9 protein-coding genes are annotated in these 26,552 nt (G+C 66.9%); 6 read left to right on the top strand and 3 right to left on the bottom strand.

The genetic code is table 11. From position 1 onward, the window contains the following. Window positions 1-25: 25 nt before the first annotated feature. The gene (locus ACFU9P_RS20235) at window positions 26-1,360 is read left to right on the top strand and encodes an acyl-CoA dehydrogenase family protein (RefSeq protein ID WP_384082596.1); all 1,335 of its coding nucleotides are present in this window, start codon (window positions 26-28) and stop codon (window positions 1,358-1,360) included. Further along, window positions 1,357-1,755: a RidA family protein gene (locus ACFU9P_RS20230; RefSeq protein WP_384082593.1), complete on the top strand. Its 399-nt coding sequence runs from the start codon at window positions 1,357-1,359 to the stop codon at window positions 1,753-1,755. The genes ACFU9P_RS20235 and ACFU9P_RS20230 overlap by 4 nt, the downstream gene beginning before the upstream one ends. 132 nt (window positions 1,756-1,887) lie before the next feature. Here ACFU9P_RS20230 and ACFU9P_RS20225 read toward each other — a convergent pair whose 3' ends face one another. Continuing rightward, window positions 1,888-3,540 (bottom strand): hypothetical protein, encoded by a 1,653-nt coding sequence (locus ACFU9P_RS20225; protein WP_384082590.1) that lies wholly within the window; start codon window positions 3,538-3,540, stop codon window positions 1,888-1,890. Window positions 3,541-3,907: 367 nt separating this feature from the next. On the opposite strand from ACFU9P_RS20225, the gene ACFU9P_RS20220 reads away from it, so the two are divergent. From ACFU9P_RS20220 to ACFU9P_RS20205, 4 genes are all read left to right on the top strand, one after another. Further along, window positions 3,908-4,348 (top strand): hypothetical protein, encoded by a 441-nt coding sequence (locus ACFU9P_RS20220; RefSeq protein ID WP_384082587.1) that lies wholly within the window; start codon window positions 3,908-3,910, stop codon window positions 4,346-4,348. Between the two features lie 556 nt (window positions 4,349-4,904). Further along, window positions 4,905-5,351 carry a hypothetical protein gene (locus ACFU9P_RS20215; RefSeq protein ID WP_384082584.1) on the top strand — a complete coding sequence of 149 codons (447 nt, stop codon included), beginning with the start codon at window positions 4,905-4,907 and terminating at the stop codon, window positions 5,349-5,351. Between the two features lie 506 nt (window positions 5,352-5,857). Then, window positions 5,858-22,798, top strand: a complete 16,941-nt coding sequence (locus ACFU9P_RS20210; RefSeq protein WP_384082581.1) for an amino acid adenylation domain-containing protein — start codon at window positions 5,858-5,860, stop codon at window positions 22,796-22,798. Between the two features lie 16 nt (window positions 22,799-22,814). Next, the gene (locus tag ACFU9P_RS20205) at window positions 22,815-23,027 is read left to right on the top strand and encodes an MbtH family protein (RefSeq protein WP_376382263.1); all 213 of its coding nucleotides are present in this window, start codon (window positions 22,815-22,817) and stop codon (window positions 23,025-23,027) included. Between the two features lie 105 nt (window positions 23,028-23,132). Here the strand turns inward: ACFU9P_RS20205 and ACFU9P_RS20200 are convergent, their stop codons facing one another. Beyond that, window positions 23,133-24,662 (bottom strand): UDP-N-acetylglucosamine 1-carboxyvinyltransferase, encoded by a 1,530-nt coding sequence (locus ACFU9P_RS20200; protein ID WP_217306201.1) that lies wholly within the window; start codon window positions 24,660-24,662, stop codon window positions 23,133-23,135. A gap of 265 nt (window positions 24,663-24,927) precedes the next feature. Next, window positions 24,928-26,535, bottom strand: a complete 1,608-nt coding sequence (locus ACFU9P_RS20195) for an alkaline phosphatase D family protein (protein WP_384082577.1) — start codon at window positions 26,533-26,535, stop codon at window positions 24,928-24,930. Window positions 26,536-26,552 lie beyond the last annotated feature (17 nt).

Here is a 26,552-nt window from a genome sequence, read left to right as displayed (position 1 = left end):
GGACGCGCCGGAAGTGGGGGCTCGGATGCCCGTATTCTCGCTCGGCCCGGCACAGACGGAGTGGTGCGCGGAACTGCGCGCGCTGGCGGCGGAGCGGTTGCGGCCGCTGGCGGACAAGGGTGATCCGGGGCGGGTGAACCGGCCGTTGATCGCGGCGCTGGGTGAACTGGGGCTGCTGGGGCGGCTGTTCGGGGATACGGGCGGGGCCGGGGTCGGGGGTGTTCGGGGACGGGCGGCCGGGGCCGGGGCGCTGGAGCTGTGTCTGCTGCGTGAGTCCCTCGCACAGGGGTGCACGGAGGCCGAGACCGCGCTCGCCCTCCAGGGCCTCGGCGCGTACCCGATCGTCCAGGCCGGAAGCGATTCGCAGCGGGCGCGCTGGCTGCCCGAGGTGAGTGCGGGCCGGGCCGTGGCCGCGTTCGCACTGAGCGAGCCGGGGGTGGGTTCGGACGCGGCGGCGCTCGCTCTGCGGGCCGTACCGGACGGGGACGGCTGGCTGCTGACCGGTGAGAAGCGCTGGATCTCCAACGCTCCCGAGGCCGACTTCTACACCGTCTTCGCCCGTACGGACGATGCGAGGCACGGGCGCGAAGGGGCGGGCGGGCGCGAAGGGGCGGGCGGGCGTGCGGGAGCCGGGGTGGTGCGCGCCGGCGCGCGCGGGATCACCGCCTTCCTCGTCCCCGCCGGCCGGCCCGGACTGACCGGCACCCCGATCGAGATGCTCGCGCCGCATGCCATCGGCGCCCTCGACTTCGACTCCGTACCCGTGACCCGCGACGATGCCCTCGGCGAGGTCGGGCACGGCTTCCGGGTCGCCATGAACACCCTGAACCTCTTCCGCCCCAGCGTCGGTGCCTTCGCCGTGGGCATGGCGCAGGCCGCCCTCGATGCGACGCTCGAACACACCGCCAGGCGCAGCGCGTTCGGCGGCCCGCTCAAGGAACTGCAAGCCGTCGCGCACCAGGTCGCGGAGATGGCGACCCGTACGGAGGCGGCGCGACTGCTCGTCTACGCGGCGGCCGAGGCCTATGACTCGGGCGCCCCCGACGTGCCGCGCCGCTCGGCCATGGCGAAACTGTTCGCCACCGAGACCGCGCAGTACGTCGTTGACTCCGCCGTCCAACTGCACGGCGCCCGCGCCCTCCAGCGCGGCCACCCACTGGAGCACCTCTACCGCGAGGTCCGCGCGCCACGCATCTACGAGGGCGCCACCGAGGTCCAACGCACCATCATCGCCAAGGAGTTGTACCGGGAGCGATACGAGCGGGAGCAGCGGTACGGGTACGAACAGCCGCCTGCGGAGCGGGAGACGGCGCCGGTGCCGGCGCCGGTGCCCGTGCCGGACGAGGAGGCGAACGCATGAGCCTGGAGCGTGTCAATCCCGTCCAGCTCTCCCCGGCCACCGGCTTCTCGCACGCTGTTGTCGCCACCGGCGGGCGACTGGTGATGCTCGCCGGACAGACCGCGCTCGACGGCGAGGGAAAGGTCGTGGGGGAGACCCTTCCGGTCCAGTTCGAGACCGCGCTCGGCAATCTGCTGGCCGCGCTCATGGCGGCGGGCGGCGCGCCGGGCGATCTGGCCCGGGTGACCGTCTACACCACCGATGTGGCGGACTACCGCGCGCACGCCGCCGAACTCGGCCTGATCTGGCGCCGGTTGGCGGGCCGTGACTATCCGGCGATGGCCGTGATCGGCGTCGTACGCCTCTGGGACGTACAGGCGCTGGTCGAACTGGACGGCATCGCGGTCCTGCCGTAACCTGCGCGCGTTCGCGTTTGTGTGAAACGGTACGAAACGTATGAAGCGGTACGGGCGGCAGTCCCCGGAATCGGCGTCCAGGGGCTGCCGCCCGTACAGGCGATGTGGTTCGCGACGTCAGATTCCGCGACCTCAGGTGGTGATGGGCTTGGTCTGGGTGCAGTTCTTCCATTCGACCCAGGGGCGGGTGCCGCCGCTCCGTGGGGCGGTGGCGTAGGTGGGGTCGCCGGTGATGGTCTGCTGCTTGTGTTCGTGGGTGATGTCGATGCCGAAGAGTTTGAAACCGAGGGTGACCTGTCCGGCGGAGATGCCGAAGCCGATGCCGAGTGAGGCGTTCCACCAGTCGGTGTTGGCCTTGTAGTCGAGACGGGAGAGCTTGCCCTTGTCGTGCAGGAGCCGCTCGATCGGTCCCGCGTCCGAGCCCGGTGCCTCCGCCGCGTCCGACGGGGTCGGCAGCGCGTCACTGGCCGGGAAGTCACCGCGCCCGCGCAGCCAGTCCTCCACCAGTGTGCTGTCCGCGTCGTTGTCGAGGACCAGTTCCGCCGACTCGGTGTGGATCTGCGACTCGATGCTGCCGCCCCCGCCGCCGACGTCGATGGACACCGGGCCCGCGTTCGCCCCGGCGCCAACCTGGACACCCGGTCCCTCGCCGGCCTCCTGGCTGGTGGTGATGACCATCTTCTGCGGGTGGTGCGGCTGGCCGTTCTTCTCCTCCTCGTCGTACAGCGCCGCGTCGTAGGTCACGGCCACCTGCTGCATCCGACTGCCCCTGACCTGTGCGATTTCACCGGCCTTGCCGCTGACGGAGAACGTGTAGACGAAGGTGACCTTCCCGGCGTCGGGCCCGGTCTTGGTGCGCAGGACCACCACGTCCTCGGTCATCGAGCCGGAGGCGATGTCGCTGGATATGCTGCCGAGGCTCTTGGGCTTGCCGTCCTTGCCGTCCGAGCCGCCGCTGGTGAACGACTTGCCGAAACTCAGCCCGCCCGACGCCTCGGTGGTCGTCTTGGTGATGTCGACGTCCGGCAGTCGCTCGGGATTGGAGTCGTCGATCTGCGAGCGGGCGCTGTTCTGGCACCCCACCACACTGATGGGCGAGACGGGGGAGCCGATCATGGCGTCACAGGTGTCCTTCTGCTTCAGCCCCTCGGCGAAGGCCTTGGCGTCCGCGAGGTTGGCCTCCAGATCGTCCTGGGGGTTGTCGCTCTTGTGGCTGCTGAACACCCACTGCCCGCCCTTGCCGCCGCCCTGCATATAAGTGCCGCTCAGCGAGGCCTTGGCGTCCCAGTCCTTGAGCCCGGGTATGCCGGCGGAGACGCTCGTCGTCACACCGACACTGCTGTCGGTCACGCGCTCCACGGTGACCGTACCGTCGGACCACTGCTGGACCTTGAGCTGTTCCGAGCCGCTGATCTTGATGAACAGGATCTGGATGACCACGGTGTCCTTGGTCTGGTCCTCGGAGAGCAGACACTTCGCGGGCTGGAACGGATCGCCGGGCGGTACGGCGGGATCCTCACCGTCACCCCCGCCGTCCCCGTCATCGCCTCCGCCACCGCCGTTGCCTCCCGAGTTGCATCCCGAGGGGCCATCGGCTGCATGAACGATTCTGCACACCGCGTCCTTCAGCCCCACCGCCTCGTCCTCGGGCACCGTCAGCCCGACGATCGCCGCAACGACCAAGGAGACGACCCCGGCCACGGCGACATACTCGATGCCGCCCTGCCCCCGGTCCCTCCTCCCGGCTATCCAGCCATGCCCATGCCAACCTGGCCAACCAGGCATCCCCGCTCCTTGCCCACTCCATAACCGTTCCCCCGAACGCAGAGCAGCGTAAGAACAAACCCGGACCCAACAGCAGGGCCCCCGGACCCACTCCCGGGCCCAACCCATCCCTATGACCAGGCCCAACGCACAACAGCGACCGCGAGGACACCCGGTGGCTTCATGGCGTTGACAGCGCGCTTGCCGCGCCCACGGTTTCGGGGTGCAGGACGGGTGTCCGTGCGCGGGCCAGCGGGACGGTGAGGACGGGTTCCACGCCGCGTGCAGGTCCCGGAGCAGTTCTTGTACGGTTGCGGCGCTGACGCTGCCGAGGTTGCCGGTCGGCTCGCATCATCACCTTCTTCCCGGTCGGAAAGAGCCACGCGCCGTGATTCATTTCAAATTCTCCCGCCGCCCGAATCAGGGGGACCCCAGCGGCTTCGATTTGGGAGATATCGTCGTCACGGGAGAAGGCGGAATTTCTGCATCTGTCGGGCAATCACCTGATCAGGGGGTGATGATCTATCTCTCCATTGCGCTCCTGCTTGATCAAATTACCACCCTGGTGAGATCGTCCGGCGGATCTTTCGAGTTCGTTGGTGCAGACTCCTCGTTTGTGCTTACCTTCAGAAGGAAGGGGAACATCGTGGAGACTTCCGGCAGAGGTGGGAATATCGGAGTGGCGGACTCATCCGAGTTTTTTGAGGAAGTCCTCAGGGCGGCTGAGGAGTTTGCGTCGAACGAGTTCAGTGGACTGCCCGAGTCCGACGCCGTTCGGGAGGATTTCTCGACGTCGTTGCTGCAATTCAGGGAATGTCTTACGAGGTGAGGCCGGTCGGCTTCCCAACCCCTCTCTGGTCGCCCGGGGCCGGGGAGGGGGTGTCCACAACTCAGGGAGAGGAGCCGTGCGAGTGGCCGCTTTGGGCAGGGGTTTGGCCGATCAATTCATGCGGCGAGTTGTACACAACAGGTACGTGCCATGAGTAAATTTCGCATGTATCTCAGGGTGGTCAGCCATTCTTTGCAGCCGGAGGAAATCTCCAAGAGGCTGGGAGCGGAGCCCGACGACTCGACGTCGATCGGAAGTCGCAGGCACCCGCAGTCGCCTCGGCAGTCACAGTCCTCGGACGACTCGTCCATGCCCCCAAGAAGGCGGTGCTGCCGGCTGACGCAGAGGCGCAATTCTCCAAGAGTTTCCTGGTCGATGGAAGGTGGACCAAGGTCGGCTCAGGTCGGAACGCCGTCTACTACCGTTACTTCGACGATGGCAACGGTAAGTGGCACTGGAGCGGCAGTACAAATGGTGTCACGAAGACGGGCATTCCGGTGCCGATTCCGATGAGCCGCGTTCCCATTCAGATCAAGAGGGGCTAGGTATGAGGTTCTTGACCGACGACGGCCGATTCGGCTTCCTTGTTGCCCCGTTGGCCGGTCGGGGAATGTTCCGGTTTCAACTCGTCATTGACGGTCGGTTGATCGGTGACACCGACCCGTGCATTCTGGGTACGGCCATGGCACGGCTGGGATCCCTTGCACATCTGGATGACGAGAGACTGGATCTCCTTTTCTCAGACATGGATGTCGTGCTGTCTGCATTGCTCACCGAAGAAGAACTCCACGACCGGACGACTCTGTCCATCGCTGAGTCGCTGGACGACTGGCTGATCCACGGCTACGTCTACAAGGGGAACGTCGTGATGGTGGCGCGGGGTGACGAGAACGGTTCGTTGGCGGGCCCGACACTGATCTCCGTCGTGACCTCTAGCGAGTATGAACCGATCATCGAGTCGGCTCGCAATTATTGGTCGACGGCCAGTAATGCTTCCGTGTGAGATTTGTGGGCTTGGCGGAAGCCTTCAGGTCCGAGAACGACGGTCCACGGCAGCCGATGTCCACAGGACGGGAAGGCAAAGAACTCTGTACCGGAAGGCAATGAAGGCGCGCATCCTTCCTCGCGGATGCGGCCCTGCCTCAGAATTGACCGACGGGTCGCGTGTGATCCCGGGGCACCCCATCCGTATCGAAAGGATTCTCCATGGCACGGCGATTAAGGAGACATGCCGATATCTGAGGGGCCGGGCGACGGCGCAGGGAGGTGGCTGGACGCTGGTCCGGATGGGGTGCAAGGAGATCGATGCGCTTCTCGGCGCTGGATTCCGTCTGGTTTATTAATAGGTGGAAAATTCTCACCAGTGCGGAGATTCCAGGTATTTCAGTCTGTGAGCGACGGCGACAAATATGGCAAAACGGTAAACAGCCATCGCAAATAAACATCAAACACCCTCTAAATGCCCACTTCGTCAAGAAAGATTGACAGTGTCCAGTTCGGCTTGAGAGGGTGAAGTGGATCAACATTGCTGTCAAATTGCTTAATTGGTTGCTCCTGGTGTGGAGCGCGAGCGTTGACCGGGGTATGGAGATGTCTGGATCGCATGATGGCCGTCGTGAACTGATGGCCGGACAGCTTGGCGTATGGCATGCGCAGCAACTGAATCCGGATAATCCGATCTATAACATGGGTGAATACATAGAGATTCACGGAAAGGTGAACACAGACCTCTTCGAAGCGGCCACGCGAAGAGTCGTCCAAGAAGTCGACTGTTTTCACCTGCGCTTTGAGGGAACCGCAGGCGAAGTCCCGCAGCAGTATTTTGACCTGCGGAGCGATTGGCTGTTTCACGTGATCGACGTGAGCGGTGAGGAAGATCCCCGTTCCAGCGCGGAGAGTTGGATGCGGGCGGACATGCGGCGTCCAACGGATCTCCAGGGCGGTGAACTTTTCGCCCACGCTGTATTCAAGGTGGACGAAGATCTCTTCTTCTGGTACCAGCGAATTCACCACATCATCGCAGACGGACTCACTGGACCCCTGATAGCCGCCCGAGTGGCTGCAGTTTACGCGGCGCTGTTGGCTGGGGAATCCCTCACGGACGGTACGCTTCCCTCAAGTTCCGTACTGATGGACGCTGATGCCGATTACCGGGTGTCCGCAGAATTCGAACTGGACCGGGAGTACTGGACCGAGCGTCTTTCCGATCGCCCTCAAGCGGTCAGCTTGAGTGGCCGGGAACCTTCCACCACACCTCATGAACTGACACGTCATACGCTCCGCATCCATCCCGACGCCGCCGCGGAACTCAGAAGCTCCGCACGTCGGCTGGGAACGAGCCTCTCGGGTCTGGCCATAGCCGCGAGCGCTGCCTACCTGCATCGCGCAACGGGACAAGAGGACGTCATTCTCGGGGTCCCCGTAATGGGCAGAGCAAGTGCACTGCGGGACGTTCCAGGAATGACGGCGAATATCGTCCCTCTGCGCCTCACAGTGCAGCCGAAGGCCGCAGTGAGGGAACTCGTGAAGCAGGTGTCGCGTGGAGTAAGAGATGCCTTGCGGCATCAGCGATACCGCTACGAGGACATCCTCAGAGACCTGAAGCTCGTAGGGCGCAGCGGACTTTACCCCCTACTGGTCAATATCGTCTCCTTTGACTACGATCTGAGATTTGGTGACGCCCCCAGCAGTGCACACGCGCTCGGTGGCATAAATTTCAATGACCTGTCGATTTCCGTGTACGACAGGTCATCCGACGGAAGCATATCCGTGGTTGTGGAGGCCAACCCGGAGCTTTACACCCGGGGAGCAGTGCATGAGCATGCTGCGAAATTCCTTGACGTGATGAACTGGATGGCGCGTTCCACCGCGGAGGCACGCGTACACCAGATCACGTTGATGAGCCGCTCCGAGCAGCGTCTGGTTCTTGAGGACTGGAACGACACCGCCCGGGAGGTGCCCGCCGGGACGCTGCCGGAGCTGTTCCAGGCCCGGGCTGCCCGCACCCCGGACGCGGTCGCGGTGGTTTTCGAGGGTGTCGAGGTGACCTATGGGGACCTCAACGCGCGGGCCAACCGCCTCGCCCGCCTGCTGATCGGCCGGGGTGTGGGACCCGAGTCGCTGGTCGCGGTGATGATGCATCGCTCCGTCGACCTGGTGGTCGCCCTCCTTGCGGTGGTCAAGGCCGGCGGCGCGTATGTACCCGTTGACCCGGACTACCCCGCCGACCGCATCACGTACGTCCTCACCGATGCCCAGCCCCTCCTGGTGCTCACCAGCATGGACCTGGTCTCCCGCCTGACCGACAGCCACCCGCCGTATGTGGCCGTCGACGACCCCCGGACCGCCATCGCACTTGAGGACCTCCAGGACACCGACCTCACTGACACCGAGCGCCGCGCTACGCTGCTGCCCGCTCATCCCGCCTACGTCATCTACACCTCCGGGTCCACCGGACGGCCGAAGGGTGTATCCGTACCTCATGCGGGTATCGTCAACTGGCTGACCTGGATGCAGGGCGCCTACAACTTGACTGCCTCGGATCGGGTGTTGCAGAAAACCCCCTTCGGTTTCGATGTGTCGGTACGGGAGTTCTTCTGGCCACTGCTCCAGGGTGCGACGATGGTGGTCGCCAAGCCCTCGGGCCACCGCGACCCCGGGTACCTGGCCGAGTTGATCCAACGCGAACGTGTCACGATCGCGCACTTCGTCCCGTCCCTGCTGCAGGTCTTCCTCCGTGAACCGGCCGCCGCCGCCTGTACCGACCTGCGAGCTGTGTTCTGCAGCGGCGAAGCGCTCCCCGGCGATGTCGCCGGGCAGTTCCGGAACGTACTGGACGTTCCGCTTCACAATCTCTACGGTCCCACCGAGGCGTCAGTCGAGGTCACCGCATGGACATGTGACAGCGACACCAGCAGGAGCAGTGTCCCCATCGGACGCCCGGTCTGGAACACCCGGGTCTATGTGCTGGACGCGGCGTTGCGGCCGGTGCCGCCCGGGGTTGCGGGTGAGTTGTATCTGGCCGGCGTGCAGTTGGCCCGTGGCTACCTCGATCGGCCGGGATTGACCGCGCAGCGGTTCGTCGCCAACCCGTTCACCTCGGGCGAGCGGATGTACCGTACCGGCGACCTGGCCCGGTGGAACGCCGACGGTCAGCTGGAGTATCTCGGGCGGACCGATGACCAGGTGAAGGTCCGGGGTTTTCGGATCGAGCCGGGTGAGGTCGAGGCCGTGCTGACTGCGCTTCCGTCCGTGGCCCAGTCGGCGGTGGTGGTGCGTGAGGACCGTCCCGGTGACAAGCGCCTGGTCGGCTACCTTGTCCCGGCGAGCGGTCCGGAGGGTGCGGACATCGCCGCGATGCGTAGGCATCTGCAGGGTGTGTTGCCGGAGTACATGGTGCCGTCTGCGCTGGTGGTGTTGGATGCTTTGCCGTTGACGGTGAACGGCAAGTTGGACCGTAGGGCTTTGCCTGCTCCGGATTTTCAGGTGGCCGGTGGTGGGCGGGGGCCGTCGACGGTGCAGGAGGAGTTCCTGTGCTCGGTGTTCGCCGATGTCCTGGGCTTGCCCACGGTCGGGGTGGAGGACAACTTCTTCGAGCTGGGCGGTCACTCGCTGCTGGCGACTCGGCTGGTGAGCCGTATCCGGTCGGTCTTCGGGGCCGAGGTGCCGATCCGGGCGCTGTTCGAGGCGCCTACGCCGGCTGCCCTGGCGGGCCGGCTGGCCTCCTCCGGTGCGAGGCGGCAGCCCCTGGTGCCGGTGGAGCGGGTGGAGCGGGTGCCGTTGTCGTTCGCGCAGCAGCGGTTGTGGTTCCTGGGCGAGTTGGAAGGCCCGTCGGCCACTTACAACATCCCCCTCGCCCTGCGACTGACCGGGTCGCTGGATGTCCAAGCTCTGAAGGCCGCCCTGCGTGATGTGGTCGGCCGGCACGAGGTCCTGCGCACCGTGTTCCCGACGGTGGACGGGCAGCCCTACCAGCAGATCCTGCCGGCCGAAAACGCCCCGGTCCCACTCGCGGTCGAACGGGTGGCCGACCTTGAGGCCGCGATCACCGAGATCGCAGGTCACCACTTCGATCTTGCCACCGAGATCCCGCTGCGGGCCTGGCTGTTCGAAACCGGTCCTGACGAGCACGTCCTGATGATCATGGTGCACCACATCGCGGGTGACGGGTGGTCCCTGGCCCCGCTGACGCGGGATCTGTCGGCCGCGTATGCGGCCCGATCCACCGGCCAGGCCCTGGAGCGGGCGCCGTTGCCGGTGCAGTATGCCGACTACAGCCAGTGGCAGCGCGAGCTGCTCGGTGACGAGACCGACCCCGACAGCCTCCTGACCGAGCAGTTGGCCTATTGGCGCCAGGCACTGGCCGGCCTGCCGGAGGAGCTGGCGTTGCCGTTCGACCGGTCGCGTCCCCCGGTCGTCTCCCATCGGGGTGGCAGTGTCGAACTGACCATTGACGCGCAGGTGCACCAGGGGTTGGCTGAGCTGGCCCGGGCGCAGGGCGTGACGGTGTTCATGGTGGTGCAGGCGGCGTTGGCCGTCCTGCTGCACCGGCTGGGGGCCGGGGACGACATTCCGGTCGGCACCCCGGTCGCCGGCCGTACCGACGAGGCACTGGACGATCTGGTGGGGTTCTTCGTCAACACCCTCGTCCTGCGCTCAGACCTGTCCGGCGATCCGACCTTCCTGCAACTGCTGGCCAGAACACGGGAAGCGGACCTCGGCGCCTACACGCACCAGGATGTGCCGTTCGAGCGGCTGGTTGAGGACCTGGCCCCGGCCCGGTCGATGGCCCGCCATCCGCTGTTCCAGGTCATGCTCACCCTGCAGAACACCGCCGAAGCGCGTCTCGACCTGCCCGGGCTGAACATCGAGGCACTGCCCGCGGGCGTCCTTCCTGCCAAGTTCGACCTGGACTTCCAGATCGCCGAGCAGATCACCGACGGCGGCACCCCGGCGGGCCTGACCGGACTGATCACCTACGCCACCGACCTGTTCGATCCCGCGAGTGTCGAGGCGATCGCACGGCGCTTCCTCATGGTCCTGAAGGCAGTGACCGCGGATCCGTCGGTGCCGGTCAGCCGCATCGATGTCCTGGACACCGCGGAGCGGGAGCGGATCCTGTCCGGGTGGGACGACACCACCCACGAGGTTCCGCCGGCCACGCTGGCCGAACTGTTCGAAGCCCAGGTCACCCGCACCCCCGACGCGACCGCGGTGGTCTTCGACGGCACCGAGCTGACCTATGCGGAGTTGAACGCGCGGGCCAACCGGCTGGCCCGCGTCCTCGTGGGCAGGGGCGCTCGGCCGGAAGAACGTGTGGCGGTGATGATGGACCGCTCCGCCGACCTCGTCGTCGCACTCCTCGCCGTGGTCAAGACCGGAGCCGCGTACGTTCCGATCGACCCGGCTTACCCCGCCGACCGCATCACCTACACGCTCAACGACGCCCAGGCCACACTGCTGGTTACTCACCAGGCCATGACAGGCGCAGTGGATGACGGTGTGACGCGCGTCGTGACGGATGCCCCGGACACCACGGCGGCCCTGTCCACCATGGCCGGGGAGAACCTCACGGACCACGAGCGAGGAGCGGCACTCCTGCCCGCCCACCCCGCCTACGTGATCTACACCTCCGGCTCCACGGGACGCCCCAAGGGCGTCGTGGTGAGCCACGCGGCAGTCTCCTACTACCTCACCTGGGCAAGCGGCGCGTACCCCGGGTTGAGTGGTCGGACCGTGCTGCACTCGTCGGCAGCGTTCGACCTGACCGTCACACCGTTGTACGGCACGCTGATCTCGGGCGGTGCCCTGCATATCGCGGATATCCGGGATGGGCTTCGCGCTGAACCGGCGCCCACCTTCCTGAAGGTGACGCCGAGCCACCTGGGCCTTCTGTCCGAAGAGCCCGCCGGATCCTTCGCCCGGGGAGACCTCGTCGTCGGCGGCGAAAGCCTTGCAGGCGAGCAGCTCACACGGTGGCGGTCCGCGCACCACGACGTCCTGATCACGAATGAGTACGGTCCGACCGAGGCGGCCGTCGGATGTGTCACCTTCACCGTCCGTCCCGGGGACCCGGATGCGCTGGGTGGCGTCCCCATCGGCCGTTCCGTTCCGAACATGAGAGTCTTCGTGCTGGACGCGGCGTTGCGGCCGGTGCCGGTGGGTGTTGCGGGTGAGTTGTATCTGGCCGGCGTGCAGTTGGCCCGTGGCTATCACGCCCGGCCGGGTCTGACCGCGCAGCGGTTCATCGCGAACCCGTTCATCCCGGGTGAGCGGATGTACCGCACTGGTGACTTGGCCCGGTGGAACGCTGAGGGACAGCTGGAGTATCTGGGCCGTACGGATGATCAGGTGAAGGTCCGGGGTTTTCGGATCGAGCCGGGTGAGGTCGAGGCCGTGCTGACCGCGCTTCCGTCCGTGGCCCAGTCGGCGGTGGTGGTGCGTGAGGACCGTCCCGGCGACAAGCGTCTGGTCGGCTACCTCGTCCCCGCCGGCGGCAACGGCGGCAGTCACGACAGCACCGCGAGTGTGGATCTTGCCGCGCTGCGCGCTCGTCTTGGTGAGGTGTTGCCGGAGTACATGGTGCCGTCTGCGCTGGTGGTGTTGGATGCTTTGCCGTTGACGGTGAACGGCAAGTTGGACCGTAGGGCTTTGCCTGCTCCGGATTTTCAGGTGGCCGGTGGTGGGCGGGGGCCGTTGACGGTGCAGGAGGAGTTCCTGTGCTCGGTGTTCGCCGATGTCCTGGGTCTGTCCACGGTCGGGGTGGAGGACAACTTCTTCGAGCTGGGCGGTCACTCGCTGTTGGCGACCCGGCTGGTGAGCCGTATCCGGTCGGTCTTCGGGGCTGAGGTGCCGATCCGGGCGCTGTTCGAGGCGCCTACGCCGGCTGTCCTGGCGGGCCGGCTGGCCTCCTCCGGTGCGAGGCGGCAACCGCTGGTACGGGTGGAGCGGGTGGAGCGGGTGCCGTTGTCGTTCGCGCAACAGCGGTTGTGGTTCCTGGGCGAGTTGGAAGGCCCGTCGGCGACGTACAACATTCCTGTCGTTCTGCGGCTGACCGGTGACCTGGACGTTGAGGCGTTGCGGATGGCGCTGGGCGATGTGGTTGGCCGGCACGAGGTGTTGCGGACGGTTTTCCCGGCTGATGAGGGCAGGCCGTATCAGCAGGTCCTTCCCTTGCCTTCCTCTTTTGATCTGTCGGTGGTCGAGGTGGAGCAGGGGGGTCTGGCGGAGGCGGTTGCCGGGCTGGCTGGTCATGCGTTCGACCTGAGTGCTGAGCTTCCTTTGCGGGTGTGGCTGCTGCATGCCGGGCCGGGTGAGTGTGTGCTGGTGATGGTGGTGCATCACATTGCGGGTGACGGGTGGTCGATGGGGCCGTTGGCGCGGGATGTGTCGGTCGCGTACACGGCACGGTCCAGGGGTGAGGTACCTGGGTGGGGGCCGTTGGCGGTGCAGTACGCGGACTACACGTTGTGGCAGCGTGAGCTGCTGGGCGGGGAGACCGATCCGGACAGTGTGCTGAATGAGCAGTTGGGTTACTGGCGCGGGGCTTTGGCGGGGGTGCCGGAGGAGTTGGTGCTGCCGTTCGACCGGTCGCGGCCGGTGGTTGCCTCGCATCGTGGCGGCCGGGTGGAGGTCCGGGTGCCGGCTGAGGTGCATGCCCGGGTGGCGGAGCTGGCCCGCGCCGAGGGTGTGACGGTGTTCATGGTGCTCCAGGCGGCTTTGGCGGTGCTGTTGTCGCGGGTGGGTGCGGGCAGTGACATCCCGGTGGGTACCCCGGTCGCTGGGCGTACCGATGAGGCGTTGGATGACCTGGTCGGGTTCTTCGTCAATACCCTGGTGATGCGTACCGACTTGTCCGGTGATCCGTCGTTCGTCGGTCTGCTGGAGCAGGTTCGTGAGAACAGTCTTGCGGCGTTCGCGCATCAGGATGTGCCCTTCGAGCGGCTGGTGGAGGATCTGGCCCCGGCCCGGTCGATGGCCCGCCATCCGCTGTTCCAGGTCATGCTCGCCTTGCAGAACAACGCCCAGGCGGTACTGGACCTGCCCGGTATCGACGCCGCACCGTTGCCCGCCGGCGAGCCGGTGGCCAAGTTCGACCTGTCCTTCACCCTGGCCGAGACCTTCCACACCGACACCGACACCAGCATCGGTAGTCGCCCGGCCGGCCTGCACGGCGGTATCGACTACGCCCTTGACCTGTTCGACCGCGAAACGGTGGAGACACTGGCCGAACGGTTCGTCCGCGTCCTGGACACCGTCACCGCCAACCCCCACCAGCACATCAACGCCATCGAGGTACTGGATCCGGCGGAGCGGGAGCGGATCCTGGTCGAGTGGAACGACACCGCCCGGGAGGTGCCCGCCGGGACGCTGCTGGAGCTGTTCCAGGCCCAGGCCGCCCGCACCCCGGACGCGGTCGCGGTGGTCTTCGAGGGTGTCGAGGTGACCTATGCGGACCTCAACGCGCGGGCCAACCGCCTCGCCCGCCAGCTGATCGGCCGGGGTGTGGGACCCGAGTCGCTGGTCGCGGTCATGATGCACCGCTCCGTCGACCTGGTGGTCGCCCTCCTTGCGGTGGTCAAGGCCGGCGGCGCGTACGTACCCGTTGACCCGGACTACCCCGCCGACCGCATCACGTACGTCCTCACCGATGCCCGGCCCCTCCTGGTGCTCACCAGCACGGACCTGGTCTCCCGCCTGACCGACAGCCACCCGCCGTATGTGGCCGTCGACGACCCCCGGACCATCACCGCACTTGAGGACCTTCAAGCCACCGATCCCACCGACACCGAGCGCCGCACCGCCCTGCTGTCCGCACACCCCGCCTATGTCATCTACACCTCTGGGTCGACCGGACGGCCGAAGGGCGTTTCCGTCACTCACCAGGGGCTGCCGAGCCTGATCGCCGTGCAGGCGGAGGATTTCGCGATTACAGCAGGTAGCCGGGTGTTGCAGTTCGCTTCGGCGAGCTTTGACGCGGCGATCTGGGAGATGGTGATGGCCTTGTGCAACGGGGCGTGCCTTGTCTCGGCTGCGTCGCATGATCTGCTGCCGGGTCAGGCGCTCGTCCGCCTGGTCGCGGAACGGTCGGTCACACACGCACTTCTGCCCCCCGCCGTGCTGGCTCTCTTGGAACCGGACAGTCTGCCGTCGGTCACGACCCTCATCACCGGCGGCGAAGCCCTCAGCCAGGACCTGGTTACCCGTTGGGCTGAGGGCCGTCGTCTCATCAACGCTTACGGACCGACGGAATCCACTGTCTGCGCCACGGTCACCAGCCCTCTGTCCACCAGCGGACACAGCACCCCGCCCATCGGCAAGCCCGTCCCCAACACGCGGGTCTATGTGCTGGACGCGGCGTTGCGGCCGGTGCCGGTGGGTGTTGCGGGTGAGTTGTATATCGCCGGCGCGGGCCTGGCCCGTGGCTACCTCGACCGGCCGGGACTGACCGCGCAGCGGTTCGTCGCCAACCCGTTCGGTGGTCGGGGCGAGCGGATGTACCGTACCGGCGACCTGGCCCGGTGGAACGACGACGGGCACCTCGAATACCTCGGGCGGACCGATGACCAGGTGAAGATCCGGGGTTTTCGGATCGAGCCGGGTGAGGTCGAGGCCGTGCTGACTGCGCTTCCGTCCGTGGCCCAGTCGGCGGTGGTGGTGCGTGAGGACCGTCCCGGTGACAAGCGCCTGGTCGGCTACCTCGTTCCCGCCACAGGTCACACAGGCGGTGTCGATACCGCTGCCCTGCGCGCCCATCTCGGCGCGACGCTGCCGGAATACATGGTGCCGTCCGCGCTGGTGGTCCTGGATGCGCTGCCGTTGACGGTGAACGGCAAGCTGGACCGTAGGGCCCTGCCCGCTCCGGACGTTCAGCCGACCGGTGGTGGGCGGGGGCCGTCGACGGTGCAGGAGGAGATCCTGTGCACCGTGTTCGCCGAGGTCCTGGGCCTGCCCCAGGTCGGTGTGGACGACAACTTCTTCGAACTGGGCGGCCACTCACTGCTCGCGGTGCGGGTGGTGGAGCTGCTGCGCGCCCGGGGGATATCGGTTGATGTGCGGTCGTTGTTCACGGCGCCCACGGCTGCCGGACTGGCCGCGTCGGACGGTCGGGCCGAGGTGGCGGTGCCGGACAACCGGATTCCGGACCACACCCTGACCATTTCTCCCGACATGCTTCCCCTGGTGGATCTGACCCGCGAGGAGATCGACCGGATCGTGGCCCGGGTTCCCGGCGGAGCGGGCAACGTGGCGGACGTGTACCCGCTGGCTCCGCTGCAGGAAGGGATCCTCTTCCACCACCTGATGGGGGACTCCGGTGACGGGACCGATGTGTATGTGCTGCCGGTGCTGTTGGGGTTCGACTCCCGGCAGCGGCTCGACGGGTTTGTGGACGCACTGCAGAAGGTCGTCGACCGGCATGACATTCTGCGGACCGCCGTCCTGTGGGAAGGACTGCGCGAACCGGTCCAGGTGATAGTGCGCCGTGCTGCGATCCCGGTGGAAAGCGTCGACTTGCCCGAGTGGCCCGACGATGACGTGACCGGCCGGATGCTGGCCGCGTGTCCCGGATCGATGGACATCGGCCAGGCGCCGCTGATCCGCGTGTACACGACGGCCGACCCGGTGAACGGTCAGTGGCTCGCGCTCGTTCAGGCCCATCACCTGATCTCGGACCACACCACCCTGGACGTGCTGCTGAAGGAGGTGCGCTCGTTCATCGAGGGCCGCGAGGACACCCTGCCCGCTCCTTTGCCGTTCCGGAACTTCGTTGCCCAGGCCCGCCTGCGGGTGGCTCAGGAGGAACACCAGAGGTACTTCTCCACCCTGCTGGGGGACGTGACCGAGCCGACCGCGCCGTTCGGCCTGCTCGACGTCCGCGGCGACGGCTCCGGCGTGGCGGAGTCCCGTCGTGTGATGGACGCGGAACTCGCGCGGCGACTGCGGGACCAGTCACGCCGGCTGGGCGTGAGCCCGGCCACGGTCCTGCACGTGGTGTGGGCGCGGGTTCTGGCGGCCACCGCAGGGCGGGACGACGTCGTCTTCGGTACCGTCCTGTTCGGCCGCATGGCCGCGGGAAGCGGCGCGGACCGCGTTCTGGGCCTGTTCATCAACTCTCTGCCGGTACGGGTGCGGACTCACGGCGCGCGGGTGATGGACACGGTCCGGTCGGTGCAAAACCAGCTGGCGGATTTGCTCGTCCACGAACACGCCCCTTTGAAACTGGCCCGGCAGGCCAGCGGTATCAAGGCGGACACCCCGCTGTTCACCTCCCTGTTCAATTACCGGCACTCCAGGAACGCTGAGCCAGGGACGGACAGCGGCCTTGACGGCATCGCGTTGTTGTACGCCCAGGAGCGGACGAACTACCCGATCGGGCTGAACGTCGACGACACCGGTGACGGATTCACCCTCACCGTGCAGGTCGCCGAACCCGTCTCGGGTGAATCACTGTGCGCCATGGTCCATACCGCCGCCGAAGGTGTCGTCACCGCCCTGGAAACAGCACCGCACCAGCAGATCAGCACGGTGGACGTCCTCGATCCCGCGGAGCGGGAGCGGGTCCTGGTCGAGTGGAACGACACCGCCCGGGAGGTGCCCGTCGGGACGCTGCCGGAGCTGTTCCAGGCCCAGGCTGCCCGCACCCCGGACGCGGCCGCCGTCGCCTTCGAGGACGTGGAATTGAGTTATGCGGAACTCAACGCCCGCGCCAACCGCCTCGCCCGCCTGCTGATCGACCGGGGTGTGGGACCCGAGTCGCTGGTCGCGGTCATGATGCACCGCTCGGCCGACCTCGTCGTCGCCCTCCTCGCGGTGACCAAGGCCGGCGGCGCCTACCTGCCCATCGACCCGGACTACCCCGCCGAGCGGATCACGTACGTCCTCACCGACGCCCGGCCGCTCCTGGTGCTCACCGGCACGGACCTGGCCTCCCGCCTCACCAGCGAAGAGCTGTCACACCTGGCCGTCGACGACCCCCGGACCACCATCGCACTTGAGGACCTCCAAGACACCGATCCCACTGACACCGAGCGCCGCACCACGCTACTGCCCGCTCACCCCGCCTACGTCATCTACACCTCCGGGTCCACCGGGCAACCCAAGGGTGTGGCCGTCACCCACCAGGGGCTGCCGAGTCTGGCCGCCGTGCAGGCGGAGGATTTCGCGATCACAGCAGGTAGCCGGGTGCTGCAGTTCGCTTCGGCGAGCTTCGACGCGGCGATCTGGGAGACGGTGATGGCCTTGTGCAATGGGGCCTGTCTCGTGTCGGCCGCGTCGCACGATCTGCTGCCGGGCCAGGCGCTCGTCCGCCTGGTCGCGGAGCGGTCGGTCACACACGCCACCCTGCCCCCCGCCGCACTGGCTCTCTTGGAACCGGACAGCCTGCCGTCGGTCACGACCCTCATCACCGCCGGCGAAGCCCTGAACCAGAACCTGGTTACGCAATGGGCCGACGGCCGTCGTCTCATCAACGCTTACGGACCGACGGAATCCACCGTCTGCGCCACCGCCACCAGCCCCCTGTCCGCCAATGAACACAACACCCCGCCCATCGGCACGCCCATCGCCAACACGCGGGTCTATGTGCTGGACGCGGCGTTGCGGCCGGTGCCGGTGGGTGTTGCGGGTGAGCTGTATATCGCCGGCGTGGGCCTGGCCCGCGGTTACTTCGACCGGCCGGGATTGACCGCGCAGCGGTTTGTGGCCAACCCGTTCATCCCGGGTGAGCGGATGTACCGCACCGGTGACCTGGCGAAATGGCGACCGGACGGTGTCCTGGACTTCCTGGGCCGTACAGACGACCAGGTGAAGATCCGCGGGTTCCGTATCGAGCCGGGTGAGGTCGAGGCGGCGCTGCTCGCCCACCCGTCCGTGGCCCAGGCAGCGGTGATGGTGCGTGAGGACCGCTCCGGGGACAGGCGCCTGGTCGGCTACCTCGTCCCCAACGGTGGCAACACTCCGCAGGCGGACAGTGCCGCGCTGCGCGTCCATCTCGGCGCGATGCTGCCGGAGTACATGGTGCCGTCCGCGCTGGTGATCCTGGATGCGCTGCCGTTGACGGTGAACGGCAAGCTAAACCGTAGGGCTCTGCCCGCTCCGGATGTTCAGCCGACCGGTGGTGGGCGGGGGCCGTCGACGGTGCAGGAGGAGATCCTGTGCTCGGTGTTCGCCGAGGTCCTGGGCCTGCCCCAGGTCGGTGTGGACGACAACTTCTTCGAACTGGGCGGCCACTCACTGCTCGCGGTGCAGCTGACCAACAGGATCCGGACGGATCTGGGGGTGGAGGTCGCGATGCGAGCGCTGTTCGAGGCGCCGACCGTGGCCGGACTCGCGCAACGGCTGACGGATTCGGACGCGGCACGTCCCGCGCTGGTGGCGATGACACGGCCCAAGGCGGTGCCGTTGTCGTTCGCGCAGCAGCGGTTGTGGTTCCTGGGCGAGTTGGAAGGCCCGTCGGCCACCTACAACATCCCCCTCGCCCTGCGACTGACCGGGTCGCTGGATGTCCAAGCTCTGAAGGCCGCCCTGCGTGATGTGGTTGGCCGGCACGAGGTCCTGCGGACGGTTTTCCCGGCTGATGAGGGCAGGCCGTATCAGCAGGTCCTTGCCTCACCTTCCTCTTTTGATCTGCCGGTGGTTGAGGTGGAGCAGGGGGGTCTGACGGAGGCGGTTGCCGGGCTGGCTGGTCATGCGTTTGATCTGGCGGCTGAGCTTCCTTTGCGGGTGTGGCTGCTGCATGCCGGGCCGGGTGAGTGTGTGCTGGTGATGGTGGTGCATCACATTGCGGGTGACGGGTGGTCGATGGGGCCGCTGGCGCGGGATGTGTCGGTCGCGTACACGGCACGGTCCAGGGGTGAGGTACCTGGGTGGGGGCCGTTGGCGGTGCAGTACGCGGACTACACGTTGTGGCAGCGTGAGCTGCTGGGCGGGGAGACCGATCCGGACAGTGTGCTGAATGAGCAGTTGGGTTACTGGCGCGGGGCTTTGGCGGGGGTGCCGGAGGAGTTGGTGCTGCCGTTCGACCGGTCGCGGCCGGTGGTTGCCTCGCATCGTGGCGGCCAGGTGGAGGTCCGGGTGCCGGCTGAGGTGCATGCCCGGGTGGTGGAGCTGGCCCGCGCCGAGGGCGTGACGGTGTTCATGGTGCTGCACGCGGCTTTGGCGGTGCTGCTGTCCAGGGTGGGTGCGGGCAGTGACATCCCCGTGGGTACCCCGGTGGCCGGGCGTACCGATGAGGCGTTGGACGATCTGGTCGGGTTCTTCGTCAACACCCTGGTGATGCGCACCGACCTGTCCGGTGACCCATCGTTCGTCGGCCTGTTGGAGCAGGTCCGGGAAAACAGTCTGGCGGCGTTCGTACATCAGGACGTGCCCTTCGAGCGGCTGGTGGAGGATCTGGCCCCGGCCCGGTCGATGGCCCGCCACCCGCTCTTCCAGGTCATGCTCGCCTTGCAGAACAACGCCCAGGCCGTCCTCGACCTGCCCGGCATTCACACCGAACCCTTGCCCACCGGTGAACCGGCAGCCAAATTCGACCTGTTCTTCAGCCTGAGCGAAACCTTCCACACCAACACCAACACTGGGTCCGGTGCCGACACCGGTACGGGCACCGGTAGTCGCCCGGCCGGTCTGTGCGGCGGTATCGACTACGCCCTTGACCTGTTCGACCGCGAGACGGTGGAGACACTGGCCGAACGGTTCGTCCGCGTCCTGGACACCGTCACCAGGGAACCGCACCAGCGGGTCAGCGTTGTGGACGTGCTGTCGGAGGAGGAGCGGCACCGGGTTGTGGCGGGGTGGAACGACACCGTCCAGGAGGTGCCCGGGGCGGCGCTGCCGGAGCTGTTCCAGGCCCGGGTCGCGAAGCATCCTGATGCGGTCGCGATGGTCTTTGGCGGCGCCGAGGTGACTTATGCGGAGCTCGACGAGCGCGCGAACCGGCTTGCCCGGTTGCTGATCCGTCGCGGTATCGGCCCCGAGCGCATCGTCGGGCTGGCCGTTCCTCGCTCGGTGGACCTGATCGTCGGTCTGCTGGCGGTGCTGAAGTCGGGCGCCGGTTACCTGCCGATCGATCCGGAGTACCCGGCCGAGCGGATCGCCTTCATGCTGGCCGATGCCGTCCCCTCGCTGACGCTGACCACCACAGAGGTCGCCGGGCGTATCGCTACCGGGCCCGCGCTGCTGCTGGACGACCCTGCGGTTGTCGCCGAACTCGGCGCACTGCCGGCCGACGTTCCCGGCGATGAGGAGCGGACCGGTCCGCTGCTGCCGCAGCACCCCGCGTACCTGATCTACACCTCCGGCTCGACCGGGCGTCCCAAGGGTGTGGTGATGTCCTGTGGCGCGCTGGTCAACCTGATGTCCTGGCACGCTTCCGCCATCCCCGCCGAGGCCGGTTCGCGGGTCGCTCAGTTCACCGCGATCAGCTTCGACGTCTCGGCCCAGGAGATCCTCTCGGCCCTCTTGGACGGCAAGACCCTTGTGATACCGGACGAAGCGACCCGGCGTAACCCCGAAGAGTTCGTGGCATGGCTGAGGGAGCAGAAGGCCACCGAGCTGTACGCCCCCAACATGATGGTGGACGCGCTTGGTGAGGCTGTGGCGGAGCGGGGCACGGACCTGCCGTGGCTGCGTCATGTTTCCCAGGCCGGCGAGGCCCTTGTGCTCGGTGATCGGGTCCGTGACCTGTGCGGGGCGGTCGGGACGGTGCTGCACAACCACTATGGTCCGTCCGAGACCCATGTGGTCACCGCCCATACCCTGTCGGCGGACCGGGCGGCATGGCCCGGGGGTACCGCGCCGATCGGCCGTCCGGTGTGGAACACCCGGGTCTACGTCCTGGACGCGGCTCTGCGGCCGGTGCCGGTGGGTGTTGCGGGTGAGTTGTACGTCGCCGGCGCCCAACTGGCCCGCGGCTACCACGCCCGGCCGGGGCTGACCGCGCAGCGGTTCGTCGCCAACCCGTTCACCCCGGGTGAGCGGATGTACCGCACCGGCGACCTGGCGTGCTGGAACGCTGAGGGACAACTGGAGTATCTGGGACGTACCGATGACCAGGTGAAGGTCCGCGGGTTCCGTATCGAGCTGGGCGAGGTCGAGGCCGCGCTGAGCGCACATCCGTCCGTGGCCCAGGCAGCGGTGATGGTGCGTGAGGACCGCCCCGGGGACAAGCGCCTGGTCGGCTACCTCGTCCCCAACGGTGGCAGCACCGGCAGTGGCGGCGACACCGCCGGGGTTGACCTGGCCGCCCTGCGCGTCCATCTCGGCGCGAGGCTGCCGGAGCACATGGTGCCGTCCGCGCTGGTGGTCCTGGAGAGTCTGCCGCTGACGGTGAACGGGAAGCTGGACCGACGGGAACTTTCGGCGCCGGAATATACCCCGTCCGCGCCGATCCGGGAACCCTCCTCGATCCAGGAGGAAATCCTGTGCAGGATTTTCGCCGAGGGACTGAATGTGCCTCACATCGGCGTCGAGGACAACTTCTTCGAATTCGGTGGACATTCACTTCTGGCGGTCAAGCTGGTGAGTCGGATTCGTTCGGTCATGGGTGTCGATGTCTCCCTCCAAATGCTGATGGAAGCACCCAGCGTCGCAGGACTTGCACATCGGCTCAGCCTTCCCGCGATGAAGGACTCGCTTCGTACGCTTCTTCCCATCAGGACGCACGGGAGCCGGCCACCCCTCTTCTGTGTCCATCCGCGATCCGGGTTGAGTTGGTGCTTCGCGCCTCTGGCCGGATTCGTACCTGCTGGCATCCCCTTGTACGGCCTGCAGGCGCGGGACGTCGACGGTGCGGGTGAGTTGCCGGGATCCATCCGGGAAATGGCGGAAGAGTACGTCAACGAGTTGCGCACCGTGCAACCGTCCGGTCCGTATCATCTGCTGGGGTGGTCAATGGGAGGCCGTGTAGCCCAGGAGATGGCAGTACAACTGCAGGAAGACGGCCAGCAAGTGGCACTCGTCATCATGGGAGGCTATGCACCCGCCCCGTTCGGCACACTCAACTCGGACGAGACCGACCGGGAATCTGCGGATCTTATCCGTCAAGCGATTCAAGAACGTGATGGCAGCGACCATGACGATCATGCGGATGCATCGGACGTACTCGACGAGGCGCCTTCTCTCCGTGATCTCGCCGGACTTCCGGACTACTTCCGCAGCGAGATTTCAGAAGAAGAGGCTGAAGTAAGGGCGAGAATCATTGCGAATAACACTCGTATCTATGTGAAGCATTATCCTCGCAGGTTTCACGGCGATCTTCTTTTTATTTCGTCGGACGAACTCGACGACGGTTCGGGTCGCGCCATGTGGCAGCCCTATACTTCCGGCCGAATAAGCGAGTCGCGGTTGCCTTGTTCACACGACGAAATGGCCGATCCCCCCATGCTCTCTCTGCTTTGGGATTCAATTGCCGATTGGCTGTCCACCCAACCTGATACTTCTGCCTCTGAGTGACAGATAGGACTGAATGATGACGAATCCTTTTGAGGACCAGGACGCCAACTACCTTGTTCTGAAAAACGAGGAGGGTCAGTTCTCGCTTTGGCCCACATTCGTCGACGTGCCGGACGGGTGGGAGTTGGTCTTCGGAGAGGCAGCGCGTCAGGAATGCGTTGACTTCATCGAGAAGACCTGGACCGACATGCGCCCCAAGAGCTTGACAGACGCCATGGACGCCGGCTGAGCAGGGTCGGGGACTGGCGCGGTGGCTGAAGCGCCGTCAGATGCCGCCGCCCCCTTCCGAACCAGCGTTTCACCTGGTCAGGAAGGGGGCGGCGGCGTATGCCGATCAAATGTCGCGGAAGATCTCGATCTGCGCGCCCACCGAGTTCAGGCGTTCCGCCAGGTCCTCGTAACCGCGGTTGATGACATAGACGTTGCGCAGCACTGATGTCCCCTCCGCCGCCATCATCGCCAGCAGGACGACCACCGCCGGGCGCAGGGCCGGGGGGCACATCATTTCGGCGGCTCGCCAGCGGGTGGGGCCCTCGACCAGGACGCGGTGGGGGTCGAGGAGCTGGAGGCGGCCGCCCAGGCGGTTGAGGTCGGTCAGGTAGATCGCGCGGTTGTCGTAGACCCAGTCGTGGATCAGGGTCTTGCCCTGGGCCACCGCCGCGATCGCCGCGAAGAACGGCACATTGTCGATGTTCAGGCCCGGGAACGGCATCGGGTGGATCTTGTCGATCGGCGCCTCCAGCTTGGAGGGCCGTACGGTCAGGTCCACCAGCCGCGTGCGGCCGTTGTCGGCGGAGTACTCGGTGGACCTGTCGTGGTCGAGGCCCATCTCCTCCAGCACCGCCAGCTCGATCTCCAGGAACTCGATCGGCACCCGGCGGATGGTGAGCTGTGACTCGGTGACCACCGCGGCGGCGATCAGGCTCATCGCCTCGACCGGGTCCTCGGAGGGGGAGTAGTCCACATCGACGTCGATGCTCGGCACGCCGTGCACGGTCAGGGTGGTCGTACCGATGCCCTCGACCCGTACGCCCAGCGCCTCCAGGAAGAAGCAGAGGTCCTGGACCATGTAGTTGGACGAGGCGTTGCGGATGACGGTCGCGCCGTCGTGGCGCGCGGCGGCCAGCAGGGCGTTCTCGGTGACGGTGTCACCGCGCTCGGTCAGTACGATCGGGCGGCCCGGACTGATGGTGCGGTCCACCTGCGCGTGGTACAGGCCCTCGGTCGCGGCGATGTCCAGACCGAACCGGCGCAGCGCGATCATGTGCGGCTCGATGGTGCGCGTACCGAGGTCGCAGCCGCCCGCGTACGGCAGCCGGAAGGTGTCCATCCGGTGCAGCAGCGGGCCGAGGAACATGATGATGGAACGGGTACGGCGGGCCGCCTCCGCGTCGATCGCCTCCATGTCCAGCTCGGCGGGCGGCACGATCTCCAGGTCCACCCCGTCGTTGATCCAGCGGGTCCGTACGCCGATGGAGTTGAGCACCTCCAGCAGCCGGAACACCTCCTCGATGCGTGCCACCCGGCGCAGCACCGTACGCCCCTTGTTCAGCAGCGAGCCGCAGAGCAGGGCCACACACGCGTTCTTGCTCGTCTTGACATCGATGGCGCCGGAGAGCCGGCGCCCGCCGACCACCCGCAGATGCATGGGCCCGGCATAACCGAGCGAAACGATCTCACTGTCGAGCGCCTCACCGATGCGCGCGATCATCTCAAGGCTGATGTTCTGGTTACCGCGCTCAATGCGGTTGACGGCGCTCTGGCTGGTAGCCAGGGCGTCCGCGAGCTGACTCTGTGTCCAGCCCCGATGCTGGCGGGCGTCGCGGATGAGCTTGCCGATGCGTACGAGGTAGTCGTCTGCCATAGGGGCAGGTTATCTCAGATGTGAGATAGGGGTGATGCTGGGGGATGCCATTGGAGTGACGGCCACCCGGGCGGATCCCGGGCGCCCACCCACGTGGAACCCAGGCGGCCCGCGCACAGCACAGACCGGGCCCGGACGCACGGGGCGGCCACCCATGTCCGATCGTGTGCATCGGGGGGCCGCCCCGGCAACCGCTGCGCGGCTGTACGGGTGGATCGGGGGTCGACCAGTGGGCCAGGCCGGGGGCGAGTGGGTTACGCGGGGATCAGACGAGTTGCACTCCCGGCCGGCCCGACTCCGTGACGTACGAGGCGCGGGTCGAGACGGGCGCGCCCGGCGTGGTCACATACGGAAGCACCCGGAAGTCGGCCCGGCAGGTCTGCCGGGTCAGCGAGCAACGGACGTAACCACGCTGGAAGTTGGTGAACTTGATATGCGGATTCGCCGCGATCAGATTCGCCCCCGAGGGGTCGAGGTCCATACCGTCCTTGCCGGTGGCGATCGAGCTGCCGACGAATTCGACACCGATCGTCGGTGAGTCCGGGTCGTCGTAGTCCTGCTTGAGATCGGCCGCGAGATGGCGGTGCATATCGCCGGTCAGCACGACGGGATTGCTCACGTCCTGGTCCGTGAGCTGCTTGAACAGCCGCTGGCGCGAGGCCACGTAACCGTCCCAGAAGTCCATCACGAACGACTGGCCCGCGCCCGGGTCGGTGTCCACCTGCCCGACCGGGATCTGCTGCGGGATGAGGTTCCAGGTGGCGTCGGAGCGCCCCAGGCCGCGGTAGAGCCAGCGTTCCTGCTCCGCGCCGAGGATGCTGCGCTCGGGCAGCAGCCGTTCGGCGCAGCCGCTCCTGGTGCCGTCGCCGCAGGGCTGGTCGTCGCGGAAGAGCCGGGTGTCGAGGATGTGGAAGGTGGCCATCCGCCCGTACCGCAGGCTCCGGTACATCCGGGCGTCGAAGCCCTGCGGCTTGTTCGGCAGGCGCAGCGGGAGGTGTTCGTAGTACGCCTGGAAGCCCGCCGCGGCCCGCTGGCGGAAGACCGCCGGGTCCTGGTCGGGTTCGTTGTCCAGCTTGGAGATGTCGCGCGCCCAGTTGTCCTCGACCTCGTGGTCGTCCCAGACGACGGCCCAGGGGTGGGCCTGGTGGGCGGCGATGAGGTCCTGGTCGAAGCGGTGCAGGGCGTGCCGGTTGCGGTACTGGGTGAGGGTCGTCGGCTCAGGGCGCAGCTCGGCGGCGACCGGGACCTGCCGTACCCCGCCCATCGCGTCGATGGGGTTCTCGTAGATGTAGTCGCCGAGATGGAGGACGAGGTCGACGTCCTCGTCGGCGAGATGCCGGTACGCGGTGTAGAAGCCCTCGAACCACGCCTGGCAGGAGGCGAAGGCGAAGTTGACGGCCTTGGGACGGCTGAACGGTGACGGTGCGGTACGGGTACGGCCCACCGGGCTGACCACTCCGCCGGCCTGGAACCGGTAGTAGTAACGGCGTCCCGGCAGCAGCCCCGTGACCTCGACATGGACCGAATGGGCGAGTTCGGCGACCGCGCGGGCCCGCCCGCTGCGTACGACCTTGCGGAAGCGTTCGTCGGTGGCGACCTCCCAGTGGACGTCGACGGGGGCCGGGTCCATTCCGCCGGCGCCGTCGGGGGCGAGAGGGTGGGGGGCGAGCCGGGTCCACAGGACGACACCGTCCGGCCAGGGGTCGCCGGACGCGACGCCCAGGGTGAAGGGGTCCTCGCCGAACCGCTCCCTGGCCCGGGCGCGACTGGCCGTCAGACCGCCCGCGGCGAGCGCCAGGGCGACGGTCCCGGCACCGAGCACGGCCCGTCTCTCCAGGCCGCCGGTACCGCCGGTCCCACTGTTCTTTCTCATGAAGACTGGTCCGTTCG

Origin of the sequence: Streptomyces sp. NPDC057617 (genome assembly GCF_042800555.1) — a bacterium.
Classification (GTDB): domain Bacteria; phylum Actinomycetota; class Actinomycetes; order Streptomycetales; family Streptomycetaceae; genus Streptomyces.
The sequence above is the reverse complement of the archived record's forward strand: the minus strand, read 5'-3'. Positions and strand labels throughout refer to the sequence as shown.